This window comes from Haloferax massiliensis (genome assembly GCF_001368915.1).
Classification (GTDB): Archaea; Halobacteriota; Halobacteria; order Halobacteriales; family Haloferacaceae; genus Haloferax; species Haloferax massiliensis.
Map to the genome: position 1 here is coordinate 1,306,615 of NZ_CSTE01000002.1, position 24,359 is coordinate 1,330,973.

General features: G+C 69.3%; 22 protein-coding genes and 1 pseudogene. 18 read left to right on the plus strand and 5 right to left on the minus strand.

The genetic code is table 11. The annotated features are described in order from the left end of the window. Positions 1 to 45: 45 nt before the first annotated feature. A complete protein-coding gene (locus BN996_RS10720; RefSeq protein WP_089778902.1) occupies positions 46 to 1,323 on the plus strand; it encodes an NAD(P)/FAD-dependent oxidoreductase in 1,278 nt (425 codons plus the stop codon). A gap of 47 nt (positions 1,324 to 1,370) precedes the next feature. Here BN996_RS10720 and BN996_RS10725 read toward each other — a convergent pair whose 3' ends face one another. After that, positions 1,371 to 2,063: a metallophosphoesterase gene (locus BN996_RS10725; RefSeq protein WP_089778904.1), complete on the minus strand. Its 693-nt coding sequence runs from the start codon at positions 2,061 to 2,063 to the stop codon at positions 1,371 to 1,373. 130 nt (positions 2,064 to 2,193) lie between these two features. Between BN996_RS10725 and BN996_RS10730 the strand changes: the two genes are divergently transcribed. After that, on the plus strand, positions 2,194 to 2,862 hold the full coding sequence (locus BN996_RS10730) for a DUF7839 domain-containing protein (protein ID WP_089778906.1): 669 nt from the start codon (positions 2,194 to 2,196) through the stop codon (positions 2,860 to 2,862). 39 nt (positions 2,863 to 2,901) lie between these two features. On the opposite strand, the gene BN996_RS10735 is transcribed toward BN996_RS10730, so the two are convergent. Then, entirely contained in the window at positions 2,902 to 3,501 is a 600-nt protein-coding gene (locus tag BN996_RS10735; protein WP_089778908.1) for a J domain-containing protein, read from the minus strand. A gap of 77 nt (positions 3,502 to 3,578) precedes the next feature. On the opposite strand from BN996_RS10735, the gene BN996_RS10740 reads away from it, so the two are divergent. The 13 genes from BN996_RS10740 to BN996_RS10805 all read left to right on the plus strand — a co-directional run bounded on the left by BN996_RS10740 (position 3,579) and on the right by BN996_RS10805 (position 17,889). Next, positions 3,579 to 3,827 (plus strand): DUF8075 family protein, encoded by a 249-nt coding sequence (locus tag BN996_RS10740; RefSeq protein WP_089778911.1) that lies wholly within the window; start codon positions 3,579 to 3,581, stop codon positions 3,825 to 3,827. 117 nt (positions 3,828 to 3,944) lie between these two features. Beyond that, positions 3,945 to 6,224, plus strand: coding sequence for a phosphoenolpyruvate synthase (gene ppsA / locus BN996_RS10745; protein WP_089778913.1), 2,280 nt, complete (start codon positions 3,945 to 3,947; stop codon positions 6,222 to 6,224). Between the two features lie 128 nt (positions 6,225 to 6,352). After that, positions 6,353 to 7,426, plus strand: coding sequence for a tyrosine decarboxylase MfnA (mfnA, locus tag BN996_RS10750; protein ID WP_089778915.1), 1,074 nt, complete (start codon positions 6,353 to 6,355; stop codon positions 7,424 to 7,426). A gap of 49 nt (positions 7,427 to 7,475) precedes the next feature. Beyond that, positions 7,476 to 8,042 (plus strand): YqaA family protein, encoded by a 567-nt coding sequence (locus BN996_RS10755; RefSeq protein WP_089778917.1) that lies wholly within the window; start codon positions 7,476 to 7,478, stop codon positions 8,040 to 8,042. A gap of 343 nt (positions 8,043 to 8,385) precedes the next feature. Then, positions 8,386 to 10,527 carry a methionine--tRNA ligase gene (gene metG / locus BN996_RS10760; RefSeq protein WP_089778919.1) on the plus strand — a complete coding sequence of 714 codons (2,142 nt, stop codon included), beginning with the start codon at positions 8,386 to 8,388 and terminating at the stop codon, positions 10,525 to 10,527. Positions 10,528 to 10,631: 104 nt separating this feature from the next. Then, positions 10,632 to 10,937, plus strand: coding sequence for a DUF7979 domain-containing protein (locus BN996_RS10765; RefSeq protein WP_089778921.1), 306 nt, complete (start codon positions 10,632 to 10,634; stop codon positions 10,935 to 10,937). A gap of 71 nt (positions 10,938 to 11,008) precedes the next feature. After that, positions 11,009 to 11,296 (plus strand): DUF7979 domain-containing protein, encoded by a 288-nt coding sequence (locus BN996_RS10770; protein WP_007275122.1) that lies wholly within the window; start codon positions 11,009 to 11,011, stop codon positions 11,294 to 11,296. A 114-nt stretch (positions 11,297 to 11,410) separates the two neighbouring features. Next, entirely contained in the window at positions 11,411 to 13,168 is a 1,758-nt protein-coding gene (gene pyk, locus BN996_RS10775; protein ID WP_089778923.1) for a pyruvate kinase, read from the plus strand. A 44-nt stretch (positions 13,169 to 13,212) separates the two neighbouring features. Next, the gene (locus tag BN996_RS10780) at positions 13,213 to 13,449 is read left to right on the plus strand and encodes a DUF7312 domain-containing protein (RefSeq protein ID WP_089778925.1); all 237 of its coding nucleotides are present in this window, start codon (positions 13,213 to 13,215) and stop codon (positions 13,447 to 13,449) included. 395 nt (positions 13,450 to 13,844) lie between these two features. Then, positions 13,845 to 15,083 carry a restriction endonuclease gene (locus BN996_RS10790; protein ID WP_089778929.1) on the plus strand — a complete coding sequence of 413 codons (1,239 nt, stop codon included), beginning with the start codon at positions 13,845 to 13,847 and terminating at the stop codon, positions 15,081 to 15,083. Positions 15,084 to 15,162: 79 nt separating this feature from the next. Next, positions 15,163 to 15,765, plus strand: coding sequence for an NfeD family protein (locus tag BN996_RS10795; protein ID WP_089778931.1), 603 nt, complete (start codon positions 15,163 to 15,165; stop codon positions 15,763 to 15,765). A 137-nt stretch (positions 15,766 to 15,902) separates the two neighbouring features. Continuing rightward, on the plus strand, positions 15,903 to 17,183 hold the full coding sequence (locus tag BN996_RS10800) for an SPFH domain-containing protein (protein ID WP_089778933.1): 1,281 nt from the start codon (positions 15,903 to 15,905) through the stop codon (positions 17,181 to 17,183). Between the two features lie 82 nt (positions 17,184 to 17,265). Continuing rightward, positions 17,266 to 17,889 (plus strand): winged helix-turn-helix transcriptional regulator, encoded by a 624-nt coding sequence (locus BN996_RS10805; protein WP_089778935.1) that lies wholly within the window; start codon positions 17,266 to 17,268, stop codon positions 17,887 to 17,889. Between the two features lie 246 nt (positions 17,890 to 18,135). On the opposite strand, the gene BN996_RS10810 is transcribed toward BN996_RS10805, so the two are convergent. Beyond that, positions 18,136 to 18,405: a DUF7123 family protein gene (locus tag BN996_RS10810; RefSeq protein WP_004972643.1), complete on the minus strand. Its 270-nt coding sequence runs from the start codon at positions 18,403 to 18,405 to the stop codon at positions 18,136 to 18,138. Positions 18,406 to 18,717: 312 nt separating this feature from the next. On the opposite strand from BN996_RS10810, the gene aglD reads away from it, so the two are divergent. Continuing rightward, entirely contained in the window at positions 18,718 to 20,592 is a 1,875-nt protein-coding gene (aglD, locus tag BN996_RS10815) for a flippase domain-containing glycosyltransferase AglD (RefSeq protein WP_089778937.1), read from the plus strand. Between the two features lie 6 nt (positions 20,593 to 20,598). Here aglD and yjjX read toward each other — a convergent pair whose 3' ends face one another. After that, complete coding sequence (yjjX, locus tag BN996_RS10820; RefSeq protein WP_089778939.1) at positions 20,599 to 21,120, minus strand: inosine/xanthosine triphosphatase; 522 nt, start codon at positions 21,118 to 21,120, stop codon at positions 20,599 to 20,601. Between the two features lie 20 nt (positions 21,121 to 21,140). Then, positions 21,141 to 21,714, minus strand: a pseudogene (locus BN996_RS10825) (cobalamin-binding protein). 264 nt (positions 21,715 to 21,978) lie between these two features. On the opposite strand from BN996_RS10825, the gene BN996_RS10830 reads away from it, so the two are divergent. Together BN996_RS10830 and BN996_RS10835 are read left to right on the plus strand one after the other, a co-directional pair. Beyond that, positions 21,979 to 22,983 carry a transcription initiation factor IIB gene (locus tag BN996_RS10830; RefSeq protein ID WP_187367311.1) on the plus strand — a complete coding sequence of 335 codons (1,005 nt, stop codon included), beginning with the start codon at positions 21,979 to 21,981 and terminating at the stop codon, positions 22,981 to 22,983. A gap of 194 nt (positions 22,984 to 23,177) precedes the next feature. Then, positions 23,178 to 24,272 (plus strand): DNA-methyltransferase, encoded by a 1,095-nt coding sequence (locus BN996_RS10835; protein ID WP_089778940.1) that lies wholly within the window; start codon positions 23,178 to 23,180, stop codon positions 24,270 to 24,272. Positions 24,273 to 24,359 lie beyond the last annotated feature (87 nt).

The following is a 24,359-nucleotide window of genomic DNA, read 5'->3' on the forward strand; positions in this document are numbered from 1 at the left end:
CCGCCACCCGTAGCGGCTTTGTGTCGCCCGTCCGAGAGACGAGGTATGGACGATAGCCACATCGCGGTCGTCGGCGCGGGCCTCGCGGGCCTCGTCGCCGCGCGACACCTCGCCGCCGACGGGGCCGACGTGACCGTCGTGGAGCGGCGCGACGGCGTCGGCGGGCGGGTCCGAACCCGGACGAAAGACGGCTTCACGCTCGACCGCGGGTTTCAGGTCCTCTTCACCGACTACCCCGCCGTCCGGCGGGAACTCGACCTCGACGCGCTGGACCTCCGGCGGTTCACGCCCGGCGCGACCATCTGCCGGCCGAGCCGACGGGCGGTGCTGTCGGACCCCCTCCGCGACATCGGCGGCCTGTTCGAGTCTGTCCGCAACCCCGAGGTGACGACGAGCGACAAGCTCCGGACGCTGGCGCTCAGACAGGACGTGAGCACCCGCGGCGAGGCGGACATCTTCGCCTCGGCGGACCGGAGCATCCGGTCGTACCTCCGCGACTGGGGCTTTTCGGAGGACTACATCGAGCACTTCGTCGCGCCCTTCTACGGCGGCATCACGCTCGACCGCTCGCTCTCGTCGTCGAAGCGGGTGTTCGAGTACACCTTCAAGATGCTCTCGACGGGGAGCACCGCGGTCCCCGCGGCGGGCATGCGGGCGGTCCCCGAGCAACTCGCCGACGCCGCCCGCGACGAGGGCGCGACCCTCCGCCTCGGCGAGCGCGTCGAGTCGGTCCAGTCCGACGGCGACGGCGCGGTCGTCACCACCGGCGACGAATCGCTCGAAGCCGACGCGGTCGTCGTCGCCACCGACCCCAAGGAGGCGCGCCGGCTGACGGGCGTCGGGTCCATCCCGACCGAGGCCCACGGCTGTGTCACCCAGTACTACACGCTCCCGAGCGGGAGCGGCCTCGACGCGGGCAAGCGCATCATGCTCAACGCGCCGAGCCCCGACCCCAACACGGTCGTCCCGCTGTCGACCGTCGCGCCGGAGTACGCCCCGCCGGGGACGGAACTCCTGAACGCCACGTTCCTCGGCGCGGCCGCACAGGACGAGTCCGAAGAGGAACTGTTCGAGAAGACCCGCCGGACGCTCGAAGCGTGGTACCCAGAGCGCTACTTCGACGACCTCGAACTGCTCCACACCGACTACATCTCCTTCGCGCAGTTCGCGCAACCGCCGGGCGTCCACGAGTCCCTGCCCGACGCCCGCGACGCGCCCGGCCGGACGTACCTCGCCGGCGACTACACCGCGTGGTCGTCGATTCAGGGCGCGATGCGGAGCGGGAAAGAGGCGGCCGACGCCGTCCGCGACGACCTCTCGTAACTGCGCGCTTCGCCGACGTTTTTCCACTCGCCGCCCGCCTCGGCTCCTCAGAGCAACCGTCGAAGCTTCCCCAGCGGCGGGAACGTGAGGGTCTCGCCCGCCTCAGCGTCGCGGACGAGCGGTCGGAAACGACCCGCGTCGGTGACCAGCGGCGAGTCGAAGTCGGTCGTCCGCATCCCGTTGATTTCGACGCCCGCGGCGAGGCGGGTGAACGCCGGGAGCATCAGCACGTCGCCGCCGCGGTAGGCGTCGGGACCGTAGAGGACGCAGGGCCGCCGCCGACCCTCGACGGCGAGCGTCGGGTGGTCGTGGCCGACGACGTAGCGGTCGGCGTCGCCGTCCGGTTCACGGTGGCCGTGGCAGACGAGCGTCCCGTCGGCGAGGCGGTACTCGTCGTGCACGTCGCCCGACCAGACCTCGGCGAGCATCGTGTCGTGGTTGCCGGCGACGAACACCGGGTCGGCACCGGCGTCGTCGCACGTCTCCGCGAGGGTTTCGAGGGCCGCGACGTGGCGCTCGGAGACGCGGTCGAACCGGTGGAGCACGTCGCCGGCGAAGACGACCTCGCGGGGGGCGAACTCGGCGCAGGAGGCTCGCAGGCGCTCGGCGAGGTCGGTCCCCTCGCCGAGCGGGAAGTCGACCGCCGAGGCGTCCGCTCGGCCGACGTGCAGGTCCGCGAGGACGAGCGCGTCGGCGTCGGGGAGGAAGACGGCGCGCTCGCGGACGGAGACGCGTGTCACGACCGAGGGGAGGGGCGTCGAAGACAAGTCTCCACCGAAGGCGCGCGTCGCACCGAAGGCTCCCGAGAGGGCGGTCGAACTCCGTGGTGGAGCAGGGGCCTTTTTAATCGGTGCGTCCCACGTTCGGCACATGAGCGGCGCACTGGAGGACAAGCGCACCGCGACCCGCTTTCGCATCCTCGCCGAGATAGCCGACCGACAGCCGGCGGTGAGTCAGGGCGAGATTGCCGAGGCGGTCGGGGTGACGAGTCAGGCGGTCTCCGAGTACATCCGCGACCTCGTCGAAGACGGGCTCGTCGACAAGCAGGGCCGGTCGCGCTACCGCGTGACGAAAGAGGGCGTCGACTGGCTGTTTCAGGAGGCGCGCGCCCTCCAGCGGTTCGCCGAACACGTCACCGACGACGTGCTGGAGAGCGTCAACGAGGACGCCGCAATCGTCACCGACGACGTGGCGGCCGGCGACACCGTGACGCTATCGCTCCGCGAGGGGCTGCTCCACGCCACGCCCGGCGACGACGGGCCGGCCATCGGCGTCGCCACCACCGACGCCGAGGCGGGCGACGCGGCCAGCGTCACCGGCTTCGAGGGCGTCATCGAGATGGAACCCGGCTCGGTCCGCGTCCTGCAGGTGCCGCCCGCACGGGTCGCCGAGGACGACGCGGTCGATTCGGACGCGCTCGCCGCGGCGTGCGCGGACCGCCACCTCGTCGCCGCGGTCGTCGCCAGCACGGACGCCGCCGGGCGCGTGACCGACGCGCTCCGCGACGCGGGCGTGCTGTTCGAAGTGACGGAGCCGTAGCTCCGCGCCGGTCTCGATTTTTCAAGTCGAACTCGCCACTCAGCCCTCGGCGTGTTCCCGCGCCATCGTGTACGCCTCCCGTAGCTCGCGGAACCGCTCTCGGTCCCCGCCGTGGTCGGGGTGCACGTCTTTCACCCGCGCTCGGTAGGCGTCCTGAACGGCCTCAGAGGAGGCGTTCGCGGGGAGGTCGAGGCGGTCGAAGGCGGCCGACACGGGGTCGTCGAGGTCGGCCAGTTCGGGTTCGATGTCCGGCACGTCGAAGGGGAGGCGGCGGCCGAGTTGGCCGCCGGGCATCTCGTGTTCGCAGAGGACGGCGTAGACGCCGGCGCGTTCGAGGCGGAAGAACGCCTGCGCGTCGAACGTGATGGCGACGCCGCGGTCGGGGAGGAAGAACGCCACGGTCTCGCCGCGGACCGGGCGGTCCTCGACGAACCGCTCGCCGATGGCGGTGAGGTAGTCGCGGATTTCGACGCGGCGGCGACCCGTCCCGTCGACGCGGGGGCCGCGGGAGACCCGCCGCTCCGGAAACACGCGACTGCCGACGACGAAGACGCCGGCGACGACGACGGAGGCGACCGCACCCGCCGCGAGGCCGACGACGAGCCACGGCGGGAGCAGAAAGACCCACTCCGGAAGCACGCTAGAAGTCACGTGGCGAGCGATTATGAACCCCTCGCTGCCCGTAGCGATTTGCCGCGGGAGCACCAAGCGCCGGTATGCGACCGATTCGCTTCGAGGAGGCCGACAGCGCGGAGCGCACCCAAATCGGGGAGGGACTGACGCGACCGGCCGTCGCCGCCGGACGGCTGGAGACGGGCCGCGCGGAGGGGAAGTACTTCCTGCGGCACGACGACGGCTGTGCGGTCTGCGGGAGGCCGGTCGAAGCCGGGTCGCCGTTCTACCTCGACCCCGACGCCGGCGACGTCCTGTGCGAGGAACACGGCCGGAAACGCCGAGAGGGCTGAGAGCGGCCGTCTCCCCGCTGACGCCGCAATTTCATACTCGCCTTCGAGTGAGTTTTCATTCATACTTGTTTCGTTCGCAAACTTCTTTATCGGGGTGCGGGACCATACGAACATCACATGGCTGTAGTCTGGCTGGACGACGTACGGGCCGACGACCTCGACCTGGTCGGCGGGAAAGGCGCGTCGCTGGGCGAACTAACCGGTGCGGGGCTTCCCGTCCCGCCGGGATTCGTCGTGACGGCGAGCACGTACCGCGCGTTCATCGAGGACGCGGGCATCGACGACGAGCTGTTCGCCGCGGTCGAGGTCGACCACGAGGACTCCGCGGCGCTGCAGGCGGCCCACGAGACGGCGCACGACCTCATCATGGAGACGCCGATGCCGGACGACGTGCGGGAGGAGATTCTCGACGCCTACCGGAGCGTCGGCGAGGGCGACGCCTTCGTCGCCGTCCGGTCGTCCGCGACGGCCGAGGACCTGCCTGACGCCTCCTTCGCGGGCCAACAGGAGACGTTCCTCAACGTCACCGAGGAGGACCTCCTCGACCGCGTCAAGGAGTGTTGGGCCTCGCTGTTCTCCGAGCGCGCCATCTACTACCGCAACCGCAAGGGCTTCCCCCACGACAAGGTCGACATCGCGGTGGTCGTCCAGCAGATGGTCGACGCCGAGAAGTCCGGCGTGATGTTCACCCGCCACCCCTCGACCGGCAAGAAGGAGATTATCATCGAGGCGGCGTGGGGTCTGGGCGAAGCCGTCGTCTCCGGCACCGTCTCGCCCGACAACTACGTCGTCAGCCGCGAGACCGGCGAGGTCGAGACCGCGACCATCGCGGACAAGAAGACGATGTGCGTCCGCGACGAGGAAAGCGGCGAGACCGTCATGCGCGACGTGCCGAACGACCGACGCCACGAGCGCGTCCTCACCGACGACGAGGTGTCCCGCCTCCTCGAACTCGGCGAACTGGTCGAAGACCACTACGAGACGCCGCAGGACGTGGAGTGGGCCGTCTACGACGGCGAGGTGTACATGCTCCAGTCGCGCCCGATTACGACCATCGCCGAGGGCGACGACGGCGAGGAAGGCGAAAGCGACAGCGGCGGGAGTTCGCGGGCGACCGCGACCGGCGACGACGTGCTCATCCGCGGCCTCGGTGCGAGCCCCGGCATCGCCTCCGGCCGCGCCCGCATCGTCACCAAGCTCGACCACCTCGACCAGGTGGCCGAGGGCGACATCATCGTCACCGAGATGACCATGCCGGACATGGTCCCCGCGATGAAGCGCGCCGCCGGCATCGTCACCGACGAGGGCGGCATGACCTCCCACGCGGCCATCGTCTCGCGCGAACTCGGCGTGCCCGCGGTCGTCGGCACCGGCGACGGGACGAAGACGCTCGAAGACGGCGAGATCATCACCATCGACGGCGACAAGGGGACCATCCGCGAGGGCGAGGAACCCGAGGAGAAACAGCGCCAGCCCGTCGAGGAGGCCCGCCCCAAGACGCCCGTCAAGCCGATGACCGCGACCGAGGTCAAGGTCAACGTCTCCATCCCCGAGGCCGGCGAGCGCGCCGCCGCCACGGGCGCGGACGGCGTCGGCCTGCTCCGCATCGAGCACATGGTCCTGACGCTCGGCAAGACGCCCGAGCGGTTCATCGAGCAGAACGGCGAGCGCGCCTACGTCGACGAAATCGTCTCGGGCGTCCGCGAGGTCGCAGAGGAGTTCTACCCGCGGCCGGTGCGCGTCCGCACCCTCGACGCGCCGACCGACGAGTTCCGACAGCTGGAGGGCGGCGAGAACGAGCCGCGCGAGCACAACCCGATGCTCGGCTACCGCGGCATCCGCCGCGGCCTCGACAACCCGAGCGTCTTCCGGCTCGAACTGCAGGCGTTCCGCCGCCTGTTCGACATGGGCTACGACAACCTCGAAGTCATGTTCCCGCTCGTCAACGACGCCGAGGACGTGCTCCGGGCGAAAGAGCACATGCGCGAGGCCGGCATCGACCCCGAAAAGCGCGAGTGGGGCGTCATGATAGAGACGCCCGCGGCGGCGCTCTGCATCGAGGAGCTCGCCGACGCCGGCATCGACTTCGCCTCGTTCGGCACGAACGACCTGACGCAGTACACCCTCGCGGTGGACCGCAACAACGAGCACGTCGCCGACATCTACGACGAGCTGCACCCGGCGGTGCTCAAGCTCATCGGCGACACCATCGAGACGTGCCGCGAGGTGGGCGTGAAGACGAGCATCTGCGGGCAGGCCGGCTCGAAGCCCAAGATGGTCCAGTTCCTCGTCGACAAGGGCGTCAGCTCCATCTCGGCCAACATCGACGCCGTCCGCGACGTGCAACACGAGGTCAAGCGCGTCGAACAGCGGCTCCTCCTCGACTCGGTCCGCTGAGGCCCGACGAGAGCCCGCCGACCCCCCGCGTTTCCGCCGTTTCACGTCCGCGTAGCGGCGGCTGTCGGCTGGGCGACGCGGCGCAACGGAGCGGAACCGATATACTGGGTGTGGTTATAATGGGATGCATGCAGCGCGCGGCACCGCAGGAGTTCGACCGCGTCCTCTCTTCGATGTGCACCCGACCGCACCCGGCCGCCCGGAAGGCCGCAGAGCGGTTCTTTGCCACAAACCCCGGCGACCCGGCGACCTATCAGGCCGTCGCCGCCCTCGAAGAAGACGCACTCTCGTACCTCGGCGATATCACCGGCCTCTCGGCCCCCCACGGCTACGTGACGAGCGGCGGGACCGAGGCCAACATCCAGGCCATTCGCGCCGCGCGAAACCACGCCCGCGACGACGACCCGAACGTCGTCGCCCCCGAGAGCATCCACTTCAGCTTCCAGAAGGCCGCCGACGTGCTCGACGTGGAACTCCGAATCGTGCCCGTGGACGACGACTACCGCGCGAACGTCGCGGCCGTCCGCGAGGCCGTCGACGAGCGCACCGTCCTCGTCGCCGGCGTCGCCGGCACGACCGAGTTCGGCCGCGTCGACCCGATTCCCGAGTTGACTGCGGTCGCCCACGACGCCGGCGCGCTGATGCACGTCGACGCCGCGTGGGGCGGCTTCGTCCTCCCCTTCACCGACCACGAGTGGTCGTTCGCCCACGCCCCGGTCGACTCGATGACCATCGACCCCCACAAGTACGGGCAGGCGGTCGTCCCCGCCGGCGGCCTGCTGTTCCGCGACAAGTCGGTCGTCGACTCGCTGGCGGTCGACACGCCGTACCTCGAATCCGCGTCGCAGGCGAGCCTCACCGGAACGCGAAGCGGCGCGGGCGTCGCCTCCGCGGCCGCCGCGATGCGCGAACTCTGGCCCGACGGCTACCGCGACGTCTACGAGCGCCAGCAGGCCAACGCCGACTGGCTCTACGACGAACTCCGCGCCCGCGGCTACGACGCCGTCGAGCCCGAACTCCCGCTGGTCGCCGCGAGCGTCCCCGACGGGCAGTTCGAGTCGCTCCGCGACCTCGGCTGGCGCATCTCGCGGACCGCGAGCGGCGAGCTCCGCATCGTCTGCATGCCGCACGTCTCCCGCGAGTCGCTCCGGGCGTTCCTCTCGGACCTCGACGACCTCCGGTCGGGACCGGCGCGCAACTGAGCCGGTCCGAACCTGAAAACTTACAACCGACTGGCTTCGACCCTCTCGTGTGTCCCTCACCGCGTTCGCATCGCTCGCAGACCTGACGCTCGGGCTGTACCCCGACTTCTCGTGGCTCTCGTCGCTCGTCGAGACGGCCACCGGCTGGGTCGGGTTAGTCATCATCTTCGCGTACTCGTTTCTCATCGCCTTCGCCCTCCCCGGCGTGAGCGAAATCGTTCTCGCCGCGCCGCTCGACCTCGGGCTCCCCTACAGCGCGAAACTCGCGGTCATCATCCTCGTCAGCGGCGCGGGCAAGGCCGCCGGGAGCGTCTTCGCGTTCTATATCGGCCGCCAGACGACGGAGTCGGGCTACGTCGAGCGGGCGCTCGAACGGCTCCCGGTCGACGTGATGGGCTGGACCGAGCGCACGGCCGTCCAAATCGCACAGAACTGGGGCTTCGCCGGGCTCGCGGCCGCGCTCTGCGTGCCGGGGTTCCCCGACACGCTGTCGATTTACGCGTTTTCGGTCCTCGAAGACGACTACCTCAGGTTCGCCGCCGCGACGTTCGTCGGCTCCTGCGGCCGCCTCGTCGTGACGGTCATCGGTATCGAGGCCGCGCTGGCGTTCCTCTGAGCGGGGCGAACGCGCGGGTCGACTCACCCCGCCGTCGTTGTCGCGTCGCCGTCAGTACCGCTGTCAGCCACTTGCTTCGAAGCCCGTCGCGGTCGGTCGACTGCGGCGGTCCCGATGATTTATACGCGCGCTCGGCTTCAGTACCGGTGTGACCGCGACGGGTCTCCCCGACAACATGCGTATGCGCGCTTCCTTTTAGCCGCGGGTGGACCCGCCTCCGGCCGTCGCCTCGGTAACGTGAGTCGACGGTCGGACCCGGCGAACCTCGGGGCGGAATCGCACCGCCAGCCGGACGCATCCGAAGCGGCGGGCTTTAGGCCCGCTTCCGAGATACACGACACATATGAGTCACGAGGACTTCCCCACGGAGAAGCCAGCAGTGGTGACGTGTGGACTGCCGTACGCGAACGGCGACCTCCACATCGGCCACCTCAGAACGTACGTCGGCGGCGACATCTACAGTCGCTCGCTGCGAACACTCGGCCAAAAGACGGCCTTCGTCAGCGGGTCTGACATGCACGGCACGCCCGTCGCCGTCAACGCCGAGAAGGAGGGCGTCACGCCCGAGGAGTTCGCGCTCCGCCACCACGAGAAGTACGAGGCGACGTTCCCCCGCTTCAACATCGAGTTCGACAACTACGGCCACACCCACGACGAGACGAACACCGAACTGACCCAGGAAATCGTTCGGACGCTCGAAGACGAGGGCTACGTCTACGAGAAGGAGATTCCGGTCGCCTACGACCCCGACGCGGACCAGTGGCTCCCCGACCGCTTCGTCGAGGGGGCCTGTCCCTACTGCGGCGCGCACGCCCGCGGCGACGAGTGCGACGAGGGCTGCGGCCGCCACCTCGAACCCGGCGAAATCGAAGACCCGACCTCGACGCTCACCGGCAACCCCGCGGAGTACCGCGAGCGCAAACACAAGTTCTTCGCGGTCTCCGACCTCCAAGACTACCTCCAGGAGTTCATCGACCGCCTCGAAGGCACCTCGAACGCCCGGAACCAGCCCCGCGAGTGGATCGAGGGCGAACTGCAGGACTGGTGTATCACCCGCGACATGGACTGGGGCATCGACTACCCCGGGGAGGAGGGCGACGACCTCGTGCTGTACGTCTGGGTCGACGCGCCAATCGAGTACGTCTCCTCGACCAAGCAGTACACCGAACGCGTCGGTGCCGACACGTTCGACTGGGAGGCCGCGTGGAAGGACGCGGGCGTCTCCGAATCCGACGCGGGTTCGGAGGCTCGCCGGACGGAGTCCGGCGGTGACATCGTCCACATCATCGGCCGCGACATCATCCAGCACCACACCGTCTTCTGGCCGGCGATGCTCCGCGGCGCGGGCTACGTCGAGCCGCGCGCGGTCATGGCCTCCGGCTTCATCACGCTCAACGGCAAGGGCTTTTCCACCTCGCGCAACCGCGCCGTCTGGGCCGACGAGTACCTCGACGAGGGCTTCCACCCCGACCTGCTGCGGTACTACCTCGCCACCAACGGCGGGTTCCAGCAGGACGTTGACTTCTCGTGGTCGAAGTTCAGAGACCGCGTGAACAGCGAACTCGTCGGCACGGTCGGCAACTTCCTCTACCGGTCGATGCTCTTCGCGTACCGCAACTTCGAGGGGACGCCGGACGCGGAGGTGTCCGAGGAAGTCGAAACCCGCATCGAGGAGGCCATCGACGAGTTCGAAGCCGGCATCAACGACTACTCGGTCCGGAAGTCCGGCAACGCCGCCGTCCGCCTCGCGCAGTTCGGCAACGAGTACATCCAGCGCAACGAGCCGTGGAAGCTCACCGACGAGGACCCCGAGGCCGCGGCGCAGGTCATCCGCGACTGCGTCCAGATCGCGAAGGCCATCGCCGTGCTGTTCTTCCCCGTCGCGCCGGGCAAGATGCAGGCGCTCTGGGAACAGCTCGGCGAGGACGGCTCCGTGACCGACACCGGCGTCGACGACGCCTTCGAGGCCCCGCCGGCGACCTTCGGCGAGCCCGAGGCGCTGTTCGAGAAAATCGAAGCCGAGCGCGTCGAGGAGCTCAACGAGAAGCTCGAAGCGCGCGTGGCCGAGACGGAATCCGAAAGCGACGAGTCCGACGAGGACGCGGAGGAGAACATGGACGCTGACACCGACTCCGACGCCGACATCGACTTCGAACCCATCGCGGACGACCGCATCTCCTTCGAGGAGTTCCAAGACCTCGACCTGCGCGTGGGCGAAATCGTCGCCGCCGAGGGCATCGACGGCGCGGACAAACTCGCCAAGCTCACCGTCGACATCGGCGTCGAAGAGCGCCAAATCGTCGCCGGCATCAAACAGCTCCACGACCTCGACTCGCTTTCCGGGTCGAAGGTCATCATCGTCGCCAACCTCGAACAGGCCGAACTGTTCGGCGTCGAGTCCAACGGGATGCTGTTGGCCGCGGGCGACGAGGCCGACCTCCTGACGACCCACGGCGACGCCGTCCCCGGCACGAAAGTCCAGTAAGCGACCGCCCGCGAGCGACGTTTCGACGCGCCGTTTTTTCCGACGCCGCCCCGTTCCAGACGCGGACCACAGCGCCTAACTGCGCCGACTCCCGAGCGTCGCCCATGCGAATCGGAAGACGGGAAGCGGTCGGAATCGTCGTCGCGCTCGCGGTGTTCGCGGGCGTCGTCGCCGCGGTCACGGGCGGCGGCGCGGGCACGCTGACCGTCGAGCGCGTGGACGAACTCCCGCAGGGACAGGGCGCGGTCGCCTTCGGCAACCTCGACCCCGACCAGCGCGAGGCGTTCGAGGAGGCGGTCTCGACCGGCGAACCGGCGGCGCTACCGAACGAGGCGGCGCGAAACGAGTTCGTCGACCCCGGCTACGTCCGGTACGACGGCGGTGTCTACCGGACGACCGTCTCCTCCTGAGCAGGCGTTCGGCGCTCGAATCCCGCGCCGAGACCGGAGCCGATTTGAGCGATGACGCTGGAGCGCCGGCTATGCGAATCAGCGTGTTGCTCGCCGCGGCGCTCGTCCTCTCGACGGGCTGTCTCGGCGGCGGAAGCGGGACGGCGAGGCTGAGCGTCACCCGAGTCGACGACCTCCCGCAGGGCGAGGGAGCCGTCTCGTATCAGAACCTCGCGCCCGACCAACAGTCGGCGTTCCGGCAGGCGCTCGGGGGCGAGACCGTGACGCTCCGGAAGGGAACGGACAGAAACGAGTTCCGCGACCCCGGCTACGTCAGATACGACGGAGAAATTTACCAAACGACCATTATAGTTGCGTGAGGTCGACCGAGCGGTCAGTTCGGTGGGCGAACTATAGAGAGTACGTATGCGAACCCGTTACTCGGCACCGAGTTCATCATCGGGCTTTTTTATCAGTCACTCGTAGGCGATGCCATGAGAAACGCAAAAATCGTCTGCACCCTCGGTCCCGCGTCCTTCGACCGGGAGACGATTCGCGGGCTCGCCGACGCCGGCATGAGCGTCGCCCGGATGAACGCGAGCCACGGCAACGTCGAACACCGGTCCGACGTCATCGACAGCATCCGCGCCGTCGACGACGCGACCGACGAACCGCTCGCGGCCATGCTCGACCTGCAGGGCCCCGAAGTGCGAACCGCCGAAATCGACGAGGACATCTACCTCGAAACCGGAAGCGAGGTCCGCTTCTACGAGGGCGACGACGCCACCCCCGAGGCCGTCGGCCTGTCGTACTCCATCACCGCCGCCGAGGCCGGCGACACCATCCTCCTCGACGACGGCCGCATCGAGGCCACCGTCGAGTACGTCGAGGACGACTCGGTCCACGCGACCATCGTCTCCGGCGGGAAGCTCAGTTCGCGCAAGGGCGTGAACGTCCCCGGCGTCGACCTCGACATCGACCTCATCACCGACTCCGACTACGAGAACCTGAAGCTCGCCGCGGAGAAGGAAGTCGACTACGTCGCCGCCTCGTTCATCCGCGACGCGGAGGACGTCTACACCATCAGCGACACCCTCGAAACCCTCGGCGCGGAGATTCCCATCATCGCCAAAATCGAGCGCGCCGGCGCGGTCGAGAACCTCGACGAAATCATCCAGGCGGCCCACGGCGTGATGGTCGCCCGCGGCGACCTCGGCGTCGAGTGCCCCCTCGAAGAAGTTCCCATCATCCAGAAGCGCACCATCCGCAAAGCGCAGGCCGCGGGCGCGCCGGTCATCACCGCGACCGAGATGCTCGACTCGATGGTCCGCTCGCGCCGCCCGACCCGCGCGGAGGCGTCTGACGTCGCCAACGCCGTCCTCGACGGCACCGACGCCGTGATGCTCTCGGGTGAGACCGCCGTCGGCGACCACCCCGTCCGCGTCGTCGAGACGATGTCCCGCATCGTCGAGGAGGTCGAAGCCAGCCCCGAGTACGACGAGAGCCAAGAACAGCGCGTCCCGACCGCCGACGAGGGGTCCCGCACGGAGGCGCTGGCCCGCTCGGCGCGCTACCTCGCCCGCGACGTGAACGCCGCGGCCGTCGTCGCCGTCTCCGAGTCCGGCTACACCGCCCGGAAGACCGCGAAGTTCCGCCCCGGCGTCCCCGTCGTCGCCGTCACGCCGAACGACCGGACGCGCCGCCAACTCGCCGTCTCGTGGGGCGTCTCGGCGCAGTACGCCGACTACAGCCCGAGCGTCGAGGGCGTCATGGACGACGCGGTCACCGCCGCGCTCGACGCCGGCGTCGCGGAGTCAGGCGACACCATCGTCGTCCTCTCCGGCATGATGACGGAGCTCGAAGGGACGAACACGACGAACATGCTCAAGGTCCACGTCGCCGCCGAACCCGTCGCCACGGGCCGGAAAATCGTCGGCGGCCGCGTCGCCGGCCCACTCTACCGCACCGAGGACGGCGACCTCACGGACGTCCCCGAGGGCGCGATTCTCGCGCTGTCGGCCGAGTTCGACGGCGAGTTCAACGGCGACGCCGACAAGCTCGCCGGCATCGTCGACGCCCGCGCGGGCATGACCGGCTACCCGGCGCTCGTCGCGCGCGAACTCGACATCCCGATGGTGTCGGGCGCGCCGCTTCCGAAAACCATCGCGCAGGGCGCGACCGTCACGCTCCACGCCGAGCGCGGCATCGTCTACGAGGGCGACGTCATCAACCACGACCGCGACAGCCGGTAGGAGTGCGGTAGCCCTTTCCCGACGCGACGCCTACGCACGAATCGATGTCCCGCGCACCCTCTCCCGAGGCCGACGACGACCGCGACGCTGACGGCGACGGCGAGTGGCGCTTCGGCGTCGACGACGTCGGTCCCGACGGCATCATCGACGACGAACCCGAGGTCGAACAGCTCCCCATCGAGCCGGAGTCGCCGCGGGCCGAAAACGTCGCGTTCGTCCTGCTCGGCGTCCTCCTCGCGGTCGGACTCATCGTCGTCACCGTGTTCCCGGGCGCGTTCTGAGCGACCCGCCGGACGCCGACCGCGACCTGTTTCGAGCGCCGAGTTCGGCCGCCGTCTCGCCTCCGACTTTCCGTTTTGATAATCGGGACTGTTGATTTATGTGACCCCGAGGGAAACCACCGCCAACCACCCGACCGGGACGGACGGAATGACCGACAAAGCGCACCCTCCGCGTCGGTCGCCGCGTCGATTCTCCCCGCGGCGCTCCGCGCTCCGACGCCGACGGTCCCGAACCGGGACGGACGCGGCCGCGGCGACGACCCCCCTCCCAGTCGTCTCGCGGCCGCCGGAGCCGGCCGCCGCCGGGACGAACACCGAGACGACAAGATGACACACGACCGACGACGCGGACACGACCGACGACCCGCCCCAACCGAGCCGGAGGGACGCGAACAGTGACGAGACTCGTCGAACTCGACCCGGCGAAGTTCGTCCGGTTCCTCGCGGACCTCTGGACCCAGCGGAACTGGCAGACGAACGTCCAGCCCCGCGGCGAGGGGAGATACCTCGTACAGGGCCAGCGCGGCGACGGCACGAAGGGACTCATGCTCGCGCTCCCGGCCGTCGAGACGACGGTCGAGAAACAGCACGTCAAGGGCTTCGTCGCGCACGCGAAAAAGCGCGATATCGACACCGTCGTCGTCGCCACGCAGGGCGAGTTCGCCGACGCGGTCCGCGGGTTCGCCACGAGCCACGACGTGACGCTGTTCGACCGCGACGAACTCGGCCGGACCGTCGCCGACGAGGGCCTCGAACAGACCGTCAAGCAGTACACCGACGGCGAGGTGTTCGAGACGGCGGAAGTCGAGTTCGGCCTGCCGTTCGACCTGCCCGAACCGTTGGAAGAGGCGCTCGCGTCGCTCCCGATAGCCGCCGCGCGCGAACGACTCGCCGGACTCGCCAGCGGCATCGGCGTCGGCGGTGGTGACGGTGACGGCGACGGCGGAGGTGACGGCGGAGACGGAAGCGGAGGCGGAAGTAGCGGTGACGGTGACGGCGGAAGCGGCGGCTGGAAATCCGTTGGGAACACCCTCCGCGACGGACTCCCGTCGTCGGTCGGCGACCTGAAATCGGGGTCGCCGCCGAGCGTCCGCGTCGTCGTCGTCGCCGTCCTGTTGCTCGTGCTCGCGCTCGGCTTCGTCGCCGTGCTCGGCCCGATGGTTGACGGACTCGGCGGACCGACCGGCGACGGCGGCGGAGACGAAGGCGGCGTCTCCGTCTCCGCCCTCTCGGGTGCGAGCGCCGACTCCGCCGACGTAGTCGCCCGGTGGAACGCCCGGACCGCCGACACGCTTCGGGTGGGCAACCGAACGTACGCCGCGCCGGAGGGAGAGCGGTTCGTCGTCGTCGGACTCAACGCCACGGCCGGAGGCGACGCGCCGGGGTCGCTCCCACAGTCGGCGCTCGTGTTCGAGTCCGACGGCGTCAGCTACGGCTACCAACCGCTGTCGAACGCGACCGGCTTCCGCAACGGCGGGCTGTTCGCCCCCGACGAGCGCGCGCACGTCTGGACCGTCTTCTCCGTGCCGACGAACGCGACCACCGGGACCGTCTTCGTCCGGCCGACGAACGAGGACTCCGTGGCGTTCGTCCACGACCGGTCGGTCTCGACCGACCCGAACGACGAGGACTGAGCGGGGAGCGGCCGCCCCCGCTGAACCCGCGCCGCGTTCGACCCTCAATCCTTAATCGGGCGACGGCCCTAGACCCGGTATGGCACACCCGCCGCTCCCGTTACAGACCGGTCTCGTCAGTCCCGAGACGCTCCCGCTTTTGCTCGTGCTCGCGGGGCTCGGCCTGTCGCTCGCGGAGGCCATCGCCCCCGGCGCGCACTTCGTCGTCCTCGGCGTCGCCCTCCTCGCGGCGGGGCTGGTCGGCCTCTTTATCGCGCCGCTCGCAGGCCCGATAGCCCTCGGCCTGCTCGTGTTGGTCTTCGGCGCGCTCGCGCTCTACGGCTACCGAGAGCTCGACATCTACGGCGGCAAGGGAGAGGGGAAGACGAGCGACTCGGACGCGCTGACGGGGAAGATGGGGCGCGTCACGGAGCGCGTCACGCCGACCAGCGGCGAGGTCAAACTCGACGAGGGCGGGTTCAACCCTTACTACGCCGCCCGGTCGGTCCACGGCGAGTTGGAAGTCGGAACCGAGGTCATCGTCGTCGACCCCGGCGGCGGCAACGTCGTGACCGTCGAGGCAGTCGGCCCCGGCGAGGACGAAATCGACCGCGAACTCGCCCGCGAGCGGGCGCGACGACGGCGCGAGGAGTCCGCGGAGCGAGACGAAGAACTCGAACGCGAGGGTACGGAAGGCGTCTGACCGGCGTCCGCGACGCCGCGGTCGGCCCGAACCGCATCGACCCGAACCGCCGTTGGCCGCCCCGTCACCCCGAAACCGTCCGACGTGACGGCCGAACCACACGAATACTTATCATTCTGCCAACCCAAGGCGGGCTTATGGACCTACTTGCCCTCCAGGCGGGGCTGGGTATCGGAGGCGTCGTCGCCGGCCTCCTCGTGCTCGTCCTCGCCATCGTGACGGTGTATCAGATGGTCGAAATCGTGGACGCCTACGAGAAGAAGGCGCTCACGGTGTTCGGGGAGTTCCGCCGGCTCCTCGAACCGGGTATCAACTTCATCCCGCCGTTCGTCTCTCGGACCTACGCGTTCGATATGCGGACCCAGACGCTCGACGTGCCCCGGCAGGAAGCCATCACGCGCGACAACTCGCCGGTCACGGCCGACGCGGTCGTCTACATCAAGGTGATGGACGCGAAGAAAGCGTTCCTCGAAGTCGACGACTACAAGCGCGCCGTCTCCAACCTCGCCCAGACGACGCTCCGGGCCGTCCTCGGCGACATGGAGCTCGACGACACGCTCAACAAGCGCCAGGAAATCAACGCCCGCATCCGCAAGGAACTCGACGAGCCGACCGACGAGTGGGGCGTCCGCGTGGAGTCCGTCGAGGTCCGCGAGGTCAACCCCAGCGCCGACGTCCAGCAGGCGATGGAACAGCAGACCTCCGCCGAGCGCCGCCGCCGCGCCATGATTCTCGAAGCGCAGGGTGAGCGCCGCTCCGCCGTCGAACAGGCCGAGGGTGAAAAGCAGTCGAACATCATCCGCGCGCAGGGCGAAAAGCAGTCGCAGATTCTCGAAGCGCAGGGCGACGCCATCTCGACGGTTCTCCGCGCGAAGTCCGCCGAGTCGATGGGCGAACGCGCCATCATCGACAAGGGGATGGAGACGCTCGAACGCATCGGACAGGGCGAGTCGACGACGTTCGTCCTCCCGCAGGAGCTCACGTCGCTCGTGGGTCGCTACGGCAAACAGCTCACCGGCTCCGACGTACAGGACACGGAGGGCCTCTCCAGCAAGCAGTTCGACGAGGAGACCCGCGAGCTCATCGGCCTCGACGACATCGAGGAGATTCTCGGACAGATAGACGAGGCCGCGGAGATGAACGTCGAACAGCTCGAACAGGAGGCGGAGGCCATCAAGGCCGGCGCGGAGGTCAACGACATCAAGTCGCCCGACGAGGTCATCGCCGAGGCCGACGAGAACGAGACCCCCATCAAGTCGTCCGACGAGGTCGTCGCGGAAAGCGAGGGCGCGGACGCCGCGGCCGACGAGTCGGCGGACGCGAACTCCGCGGGCAACGGCCAACCGGCCACAGACGCCGGCGACGAGGACGACGGCGACGACGAAAGCGAGATGTCCTTCGAGAAGGACCTCGAATAGTCGCATCGACCGACCGTCCCGGGTTCGGACGGGTGTGAATGCCGAAGCCCTTTTCTTCGCGCCGTCTCGTATGTGGGTGTAGATGTCGAACCGCCGGGTAGACGAAGACAAGCGCGCGACCCTCCGTCGGTTCGCCGCGCTCGGGGCCGCGACGCCGCTCGTGGGCCTCGGGGGCGGCGACGACGGCGACGACGACTCGTCCGGGTCGAGCGACGCGCGGGACGCCATCGTCGGCTACGTCGCGTCGACGCCCGGCGCGCACTTCTCGAAGGTCCGCGACGACCTCCAGTTGGGAACCGGCGAGACGCAGTACCACCTCCGGAACCTCGTCGACGACGACACGCTCGAAGTGCGCCGCGACGGCGACTACAAGCGGTTTTTCCCCGCGAGTCGGTTCTCCGAGTTCGAGCAGGTCGCGCTCGGCTATCTCCGCCGCGACACGCCGCGCGGGATGCTCGTCCACCTGCTTCGCGACCCCGACGCGACGGGAAGCGAACTCGCCGACCGCCTCGGCGTCTCGCGGGCGACGGTGAGCACGTACGCGAAGAAACTCGACGCCGTGGGCCTCCTCTCGCGCGAGGACGGCTACGCGGTCCGCAACCCCGAGACGGTCATCACGCTCCTGATTCGCTACGCCGACTCCTTCGGCTCCGACGCCGCGGCGTTCGCCGACGACGCGGCCGAACTCATCCGGTTCGACCCCTGACGAGGTCGGACGAGTCGAGGCCGGCGGTCGAGACGGGCGACTGACGCTGTACCGTGTGACGGTTCCGTGTCCATACCGACTCCCAGCGGCGGGGCTGGGACGCGAGAAAACCCGAAAAACGGGGATGGAACGACGCGTGGGTGGGAGACGACGGCGTTCCGGGTGGGAGCGGCGCGAGGGAGGACGCGCCGGGGTGCACGCCGAGGACGGCGTGCGGCGGGGCCTGAGTGAAACGTCAGCGGGGGCTCAGACGGTCACCTTCCACGTGGTGCCCGAGGAGTAGCCCCACTTCTCGACGCTCACGTCGAAGTCGCCGTCGAGGATGGGGCGCATGTTCGCGCCGACCTCCTTCGCCGAGAGGTCGAGGTCGTCGGCGATGAGGCGGGACTTGAAGTACGTCTTCGCCCCGGCGTTGGAGCGGAGGTAGTCGAGGATGCGGCGCTGTTTCTCCGAGAGACTGCGGTTGGCGTCGAGGACCTCGCCCTCGACTGCGGTCGCGGAGGCGGTCGTGCTCATACCTACACAGAGAGACGAGACGCCTATCAGGGGTTTGGTACGGGAACTTAACACGGCGCTGTCTTGCGATTTTTACCGAAAACGAGCCGCCGGGAGGGCTCCACCGAGCCGTCGCAGGTACAGTCGCCTAACACCCACGCGACGCGGACACACCAACGAGGGAACAGGCCGGACGCATCGGAGCGCGTCGGGCCGCGCCGGGGCGCATCGAAGCGGTCGCCGAACACCCGAACGTTCCGAACTGTCCGTCTCACGGACCGTACCTGTCCCAAGACAGAAAATTCATACGCGGATAGCGGCCATACGACGACAATGGGTCGCCCGACAGAACGACGCCCGACCGCCGCGACCGCGGCCGGCGTCGAAGTGAGCGTCGTCCTCCCCGCCTACAACGAGGCGCGGACCATCGAAAACACGGTCCGCGTCACCGTCGAGACGCTCGAATCGTTCCTCCCCGCCGACGCCTTCGAAGTCATCGTGGCCGAAGACGGCTGCGACGACGAGACGCCGGAGATAGCCGACCGGTTGGCCGCCGAGGACGACCGGATTCGCCACTACCACAGCGACGAGCGCCTCGGCCGCGGCGGCGCGCTCGAACGCGCCTTCGAGGCCGCCGACGGCGACACGCTCGTCTACTTCGACACGGACCTCGCCACGGACATGCGCCACCTCGAAGAACTGGTCGAGCGCGTCCGCTCCGGCGAGTACGACGCCGCGACCGGGTCGCGCTGGATGCCCGACCGCGTCGCCGACCGACCGCGGAAACGCGGCGTGCCGAGCCGCGTCTACAACGGGCTGGTCCGGCTGTTCCTCCGGTCTGACCTCCGCGACCACCAGTGCGGCTTCAAGGCGTTCAGCCGCGAGACGTTCGAGGTGCTCCGCGACGACGTGGAGGACAACCACTGGTTTTGGGACACGGAGATGCTCGTCCGCGCCCAGCGCGCGGGCTTGCGGGTCGCCGAGTTCCCCGTCGACTGGGAGCCGAAAGGCGACACGAAAGTCGACCTCGTCCGCGACGTCCTCGGGATGGGGAGCCAGATTCTCCGGACGTGGTGGCAACTGTCGGTCCGGCCGCGCATCACCCGCCGGGTGACAATCGTCGCCGGTCTGCTTTTGACCGTCTTCGCGCTCGCGCTGATGACGCTGTACATCGACCCCTCGGAGGTCATCTCGGTGCTCGGCGACGCCGACCCCGCGCTCGTCGCCGCCGCCGCGGTTATCTACGTCGTCTCGTGGCCGCTCCGGGGGATTCGCTACCGCGACATCCTCGGCGAGCTCGGCTACCGCGAGAAGGCGAGCTTCCTCACGGGGGCGATATTCATCAGTCAGACCGGGAACCTCGTGTTTCCCGCCCGCGCGGGCGACGCCGTGCGCGCCTACGTCGTGAAGGCGCGCCGGAACATCCCGTACCCCTCGGGCTTCGCGTCGCTCGCGGTCGAGCGCGTCTTCGACCTGCTCACCATCGCGGGGCTCGCGGGCGTCGTCCTCGTCGGCCTCGCGGCGACCGGCGGCCTCGACGACATCGCCACGGTGCTGGCGACCGGCGTGAGCGGCGGCTCGGTCGACGTGTCCGCCGACGACGTGCGCACCGTCGCCTACGTCGCCACGGGCGTCGGCGTCGTCGCCATCCTCGGCGTCCTCGGCATCGCGCTGTCGGCCCGCGCGGACCGGAACGTCGTCCGGGCGTTCGTCGGCCGGTTCTCATCGGACTCCTACGTCGACCTCGTCGCGGGCGTCATCGAGCAGTTCGTCTCCGACCTGCAGGCGGTCGCCGGCAACCGCGCCGCCTTCACCCGCGTCGGCCTGACGAGCCTCGCCATCTGGACCGTCGACGTGGTGACCGCGGTCGTCGTCCTGCTCGCGCTCGGCGTCGATATCGACCCCGTCGTCCTCGTCGGCGTCTCGTTTTTCGCCGTGAGCGTCGGCAACCTCGCGAAGGTGCTTCCCCTCTCGCCCGGCGGCGTCGGCCTCTACGAAATCGCCTTCACGGTGTTCATGGCCGCGCTCGCGCCGGTCACGCCCGCCGCCGCGCTCGCCGCGGCGGTCCTCGACCACGCCGTCAAAAACGCCGTCACCGTCGTCGGCGGCGTCGCCTCGATGCTGTCGCTCAACGTCTCGCTGACGACCGCGGTCGAAGAGAGCGCGGACGTGCGCGACCACGAGCGCGAACTCGCCGAGTCGGAGTAACGGGAGTCAGTACAGCTCGCAACGGAACGGCGCGAACGCGCCCGTCACGGCCGATTCGAGCGCGTCGGTTCGGGTGAGTCGACCGCCGGTGAACACGCCCGCCGCGCCCTCGTTTTTCGCGATGTCGTCGGTGCCGAGCACGTCGTCCATCACCGGCCCGAGTTCTTCGCCCGCGTCGATTCGGTCCGCGATGCGGGCGGGAAGCGGGAGGCTCGGCCCCGCCGCGCGGCCGACGCGCTCGCCGTCGGTCACGGCCGCCCACATCACGAGGTACAGGTCGGTCTCGTCTGTGCCGTCGCCGGCCGAGAAGGTCGCCACGCCGCCCTCGATGCCGACGCCGAGGTCGTAGTCGCCCGCGTCGAGCGCCCGCTCCGCGCGGGTGACAGCGCCCGCGATGGTCTCGTCGTGGCCCGTCGGCTGTTCGGAGACGCCGGAGTCGACGGCGACCGCCGCCACGGAGGCGTCGGGACAGGTTCGTTCGACCGCGCGCCGCTTCACCGGGTTGCCGCTTCCGACCGCGATGTCCATGTCGGAAGCGCGTCGCCCGGTTATTTCCCTTCGTCGGATTCGGTCGCCGAGGGAACCCACGGCTCGGGGAGGTCGGCGTCGGGGTGCAACAGTCGCGCGAGTCGGTCGACGCCGGAAACGACGGCCGGACTCGGCTGATTGAGAAGCGAGTCGTCGACGGCGTGGACCGCGGCGTCGACGTTCCACCCGCGGGCCGCGAACGCCTCGGGGTCGCCGCGCGTCGGCGACGCGGGCGAGGACGCCGCGGCAGTCCTCGGCGAGCGTCGCCCCCGCGCCGGCGTCGCCCGCGGCGTCGCAGACGACGGGGAACGAATCGAACACCTCGTCGAGCGTCGCGGGCGCGACGTGGACCACGTCGTAGCCGCGGTCGCGGGCCGCCGCCGCGACGTCCGACTGGAGGTCGTCGCAGGTGCAGACGGCGTCGGCGGCGAGTTCGGCGACCCGGTCGAAATCGGGGTTCAACCAGCCGCCGACGACCGGCTTGTCGGTCGGCGAGTGGACGGTCGCCCCGACGACGTGGGCGTCGAGACCGGCGGCGGTGAGAATCGCTGTCGCGCTCGGCGCGAGCGAGACGACGCGGGGATTCGCGGCCATGGGTAGTCGTGGCAACGACCCTTCGGAAAAAGTATGTGTCGCGTCGGCGGTCGCCGGCGAATCGTCGATGAATGCCGATGCGTCCCCGAATCCATCACGAACCTCAATTACCCGTGCGACGGCCTCACACAGGTAAACGCCGCCGCTCGCCGAAAGCGATACCAAACCATTTATGCGGTCGTCTGCGGTTGCTGGTGTTACGGACAGCATCCGGGTTCTATCCGCCTCTAACCACCCATTCCCGGAGCACCCGCCGTCGTATCCATGAGTGAACGAATCTGGACCCGAAACCCCGGCGCACAGGAGCAGGAACGAAACACGCAGAACGGCCGACAGGAGGCCGAGGAACAGGAAGAGACGAAGGGCGACACGCTGCAGTGTCCCGAGTGCGGCGGTCACGTCGTCACCGACGACGAACACGGCGAGACCGTCTGTAACGACTGCGGCCTCGTCGTGACCGCGGACTCCGTCGACCGCGGCCCCGAGTGGCGCGCGTTCGACGCCCGCGAGAAAGACGAGAAGTCCCGCGTCGGCGCGCCGACGACCAACACGATGCACGACAAGGGGCTGTCGACCAACATCGACTGGCGCGACCGCGACGCGTACGGCAACTCCCTCGGCGCGCGGCAGCGCCAGAAGATGCAGCGGCTCCGCAAGTGGAACGAGCGGTTCCGCACCCGCGACTCCAAGGAGCGCAACCTCAAGCAGGCGCTCGGCGAAATCGACCGCATGGCCTCCGCGCTCGGCCTCCCCGAGAACGTCCGCGAGACGGCATCGGTCATCTACCGCCGCGCGCTCGACGACGACCTCCTGCCGGGTCGTTCCATCGAGGGCGTCGCCACGTCGTGTACCTACGCCGCCGCCCGCATGGCCGGCGTCCCCCGCTCGCTCGACGAAATCGCGGAGGTCTCGCGCGTCGAGAAGAGCGAGGTCGCCCGCACCTACCGCTACATCGCGCGCGAACTCTCGCTTGAGGTCAAGCCCGCGGACCCCGAGCAGTACGTCCCGCGGTTCGCCAGCGAACTCGGCCTCTCCGACGAGTCGAAGATGCGCGCGCGCCAGCTCCTGAAGAACGCCAAGGAGAAGGGCGTCCACTCCGGCAAGTCGCCGGTCGGCCTCGCCGCCGCCGCCGTCTACGCCGCCGCCCTCCTCACCAACGAGAAGACGACGCAGGCCGCCGTCAGCGACGTGGCCGACATCTCCGAGGTCACCATCCGCAACCGCTACCACGAACTCCTCGAAGCCGAGGAGAACCTCGGTCTCGTCTGAGCGCGCGCCAGACGCCCGCGCCGAGCGACGGTTCGACCGGACGAAACGACTCGATTTTCGGTTATTCGCCCGCCAGCGGCGGCGCTCGACGCGACGCGCCACCGGCGAGTCGCGGGTCGCGGTCGCCCGTCGCGGCGCCGACCGCCCCCGCGCCGAGGCGAAGGGTTTTGTTTCGGGGCGAACACGTCCGGACGATGCGCACGACGCACGCCCTCGCGGTGGGCGACGCCGCCGACACCGGACTCGCCGACGAGAGCGTGAACCTCGTCGTCACGTCGCCGCCCTACCCCATGATAGAGATGTGGGACGACCTCTTTTCGGCGCGCGACGACGCCGTCGACGCGGCGCTCGACGCGGGCGACGGGGACGCCGCCTTCGAGGCGATGCACGAACAGCTCGACGCCGTCTGGGACGAGGTGGCCCGCGTGCTCGCGCCCGGCGGGATGGCCTGCGTGAACGTCGGCGACGCGACGCGGAGCCTCGACGGGTCGTTCCGCCAGTACGCCAACCACGCCCGCGTGCTCACCGCGCTCGCCGAACGCGGGCTGACGCCGCTCCCGGACGCCATCTGGCGCAAACCGACCAACAGTCTGACGAAGTTCATGGGGTCGGGGACGCTCCCGCCGAACGCCTACGTCACGCTCGAACACGAGTACGTCCTCGTGGTCCGCAAGGGTGCCCCGCGGTCGTTCCCGCCGGGCGACGAGCGGCGCTACGAGAGCGCCTTCTTCTGGGAGGAGCGCAACCGCTGGTTCTCCGACCTCTGGGAGTTCGGCGGGACCGACCAGCGCCTCGATTCGGGGACCAGAGAGCGCTCGGCGGCGTTCCCCGTCGAACTGCCGCTGCGCCTGATTCGGATGTACTCCGTCTACGGCGACACCGTCTTCGACCCCTTCGTCGGCACCGGGACCACGACGCTCGCGGCCATGTTCGCCGGCCGGGACTCCGTCGGCTACGACCTCGACGCCGACCTCGTCTCGGGGTTCGAACGCCGACTCGACGACCTCCCAGAACGCTCGCGCGCGGAGGTCGAACGCCGACTGGACGCACACAGAGAGTTCGTCGCCGACCGCGACGACCGCCCGGGTCACGACGCCGAACACTACGACTTCCCGGTCGTGACGAAACAGGAGCGTCGCATCCGACTGTACCGCGCGTCGTCGGTCGAGGCGTCGGCCGACGGGGCGGACCGCGAGTTCGTCGTCGAACACGAGCCGTTCGACGGGGCAGAGGCGGCCGAGGCGTCGGAGCGGCCCGAACTCTCGGAAGACGCGACGACGACCGACTGAGTTCGGAAGGCTCGAATTCGCGGGTATCAGGCACTCATCGGCGTGCTTCGGTACTGGTTGGTCGACTGTCCGACAATCCAGACGTTT